We start from the raw sequence: 3,036 nt of genomic DNA, 5'->3' as shown, positions 1-3,036 counted from the left end.
CGGTACGAACCGGCACTGGTGAATACGGGTTGGCATATCAGGATGCAGACTCATAACCCATGGGTCGTGGGCTCGGGTCCCACCCGCCCTACGCAGGTTGGACAAGCTGCACCTCGTCAGCGCAGCTCGAATATATAGGCTGTCATACTCGATCGTCGCGCGGAGATGAGGTTGTCGCATCGTTTCACGCGGCGTCGCTGTCTCCATGTATTGCCTTGGCAAGCGGGTCGCGGTCTGGCTGGGCCTGTCCTGGTGGTTTTGCGGCAACAGAAGGCCACGGCGCGGGAGGTGCCGCCCGGCGAGCCTGTGCCACCTGCGGCGCTGGTGTGGGGAACCCCGGCTCGAAGGGTTCGAGCCGGGGCGGAACGGTGAGTGCGCCGGGTGGCCAGGCGTCCGTTATGGGCGAGATGAAAGGCGGCTCAACAGTCCGGGATCGTTTGCCCGGAATTATCCAGGGCCTGGTCGTTGCCCCACCTTGAGAGGTAGTACGCCGAGACATATTGCCGTGCCGAGCCGATGTCGGGATCGGTCAGCAGCCACCAGTGGTTGTAGCTGGTCGAGTTGCCGACCATGTTGCCCCACTGTTTGCAGTACACATAGTCGGTGCCGCTGTAGAGCGTTCCCGTGATCGTGTTCTGCCAGGGCGTGTTGTAGACGGTCGCGTTCGCGAACATGTCGACCCAGTACTTCGCCGCGGGCTGTGGTGTCGTGGCGCAGTTCGCGATCGCGTTGCCGTTGATGTCCAGGGCTTGGTCGTTGCCCCACTTGGACAGGTAATACGCCGAGACGTACTGCCCGGCGGGTCCGGAGTCCGGGTCTGTGTAGAGCCACCAGTGATTGTAGGCCGAGGCGTTGCCGACGACCGGTCCCCAGACCTTGCAGTACACGTAGTTGTTGCCCGCGTTCAGCGTCCCTGTCTGGGCTGGGCTGTACGGGCTCGCGTACACCGGTGCGTTCTGGAACGTGTTCACCCACGACACCGCGGGCGGCGGGGGCGGGGGCGGCGGGGAGCCTGCGGCGGCCACGTCCAGGTAATCACCGTCGACGTTGATGGTGATGCCGCCGTACGTCTCGTTGGCGCCGCCGTGGTACTGGTGGATGCGCTGGTGGTTGGACCAGTCCCCGGAGGGGATGTAGGAGCCGCCGTTGGTGTCGGCGACACCGTTCCACCAGGCGTAGTCGATCTGGTCCGGCAGCGCGTAGACGCCGCGGCCAACCTGGCGCACCAGGTCGGTGATGCCGGAACTGGCGCTGGAGTATTCTCCGGACAGGTAGCCTCGTGCATGCAACTGCGCAGTCCAGCCGGATATGTAGTTGAGAACGCCGGTGCTACAGGAGGCGTTGCTGTTGTCGTACGCTTCCATGTCGTTGTAGACGGTGCTGTTCCCCGGCAGGCCGAGGGCCGAGGCCTGGTTCGCGGCGTCGTTGGCCTCGTTGACGCCCTCGTTGTAGGCGGTCGAGGGGTCGTAGGAGATGTTGTAGAAGCCTGCCAGGCACGGCGCCTGCGATCCGACATAGAGCGGGAACAGGTGCCAGCCGTAGCTGGTGACCGTGGCGACCCAGCTCGCGGTGAGGTTGGGCTGTGAGCATGACCGGTCCGCGCCGCCGATGTACACGCCGATCGCGTGGTACGGCGAGGACGAGTACCACGTGCTCATCGTCCCGGACGAGGGCGCGGTGCAGGGATCGAAGCCGCGGCCGAGGTAGGTGCCGGGCTGGGTGCCGGAGGCCGCCGCGGGGGTGATGGCGGCGGGAGTGGTGGCCCGTGCGGCGGGTGCCGCCGAGGTCAGCTGCACACTGCGCAGGATTGCGTCGGCGGTCGATTCGGCGCCTGAGCCGAAGGTCGCGGTCAGTACCACGCCGGCTGAGGGCACCGCGAACCGTCGCTCGCCGAGCGGTGCGTTCGCGGCCGGGATGTAGGTCGCGGTTCCGGCGGCGGCGACGCTGGTGCCGGGTCCCGCAGCCGTCGCGGTCGCCGTTGTGCCGTCGAGCGGTTCGGCGAGTAGGGCCTCGCTTCGGCCGACCAGGTCGGCTGGGCACGACTGTGCGGCCGAGGGATGGCCGAGGTAGACTGCGTGCGCGTCGAAGCGCACGCACGTCCGCGGGTTCGCAGTCAGGTCGACGATCGGCCACGAGGCGGGGACGCTCATCCGCAGGCCGTGGTACTCCAGGGTGCGCGTCGCGGCCTGCGCGGCTGCGGCGCCCGGCGGGGACAACAGGCCAAGGACGGCGGCGGCAGCGGCCGCCAAGGCCGAGGCGGCGGCGTGGCGCCGGAGGGGGAGCAAGTGCATGGGGTCTCCAGGACACGGTGGGTATGGGGCCGTGCTGCGTGTGCCGGTGCCCGGTGGGGCGCCGTTCTGGGCGTGGAGGCGGGTTGGTCAGGGTTCGTCGACCGACCTTGAAACTAGTGGGCGATTGAGGGCCGGGGAAGCATGAAGCGTGGCCGATCTGCGGTGTACGTGGCGGAAGATCGTCCCTCTCGTATCGAGGAGGCCTGACTTATAAATCGTAGATGGTTAACATGCTGGTTCGACAAAGCCTGGTGAGAGGCTGTTTTCGAGGTGAGTGGTGAGGTCTGTCGGTGTGATGAATCGTGCTGGTGAGGGCGTGATGGTGTATCCGTGCTGGTTCAGGAGGGCTGCCTGACACCCGAGGTCACCGAAGGCCGAGTCCCAGCCTTCGTTGCTCCCGATCGAGATCGGTGACCACGACGGCGAGTTCGTCGCCTACGTTCACGCCGTCGCCGAGAGCCTCCACTCTTGTTCCCCAAGGAACCAGGCGAAGACGGACGCGACGAACGAGGCATGGACCGTGACGCCGATCCTCGGCGCCGAGGGCGCTCGAACTCGACTCCCACTTCATGACTGAGCGGCCTGTGGCATTGGATGGCAAGGACGATACCTCGATGACAGAGCCGTCATCGCAAGTCACTGTGACTGAGGTCCACTCGGCCTTGGGCACGGCGCTGTCGTACCCGGAGGACTGCGTCGGGCCGATGGTGAATGTGCGTGCTCTGTCCTGTCCCGTCAATCTCCA

The 3,036-nt window shown here is 66.3% G+C and carries 1 protein-coding gene; it reads right to left on the bottom strand.

Annotated features, from left to right (window positions below; all coding sequences use genetic code 11):
- Positions 1-419: 419 nt before the first annotated feature.
- A complete protein-coding gene (locus tag VGS97_RS14405; RefSeq protein ID WP_326853978.1) occupies positions 420-2,291 on the bottom strand; it encodes a DUF1906 domain-containing protein in 1,872 nt (623 codons plus the stop codon).
- Positions 2,292-3,036 lie beyond the last annotated feature (745 nt).

Source organism: Actinocrinis sp. (assembly GCF_035946395.1).
In the GTDB taxonomy this organism is placed as follows: domain Bacteria; phylum Actinomycetota; class Actinomycetes; order Streptomycetales; family Catenulisporaceae; genus Actinocrinis.
This window is presented reverse-complemented; position numbering and strand designations above follow the sequence as displayed.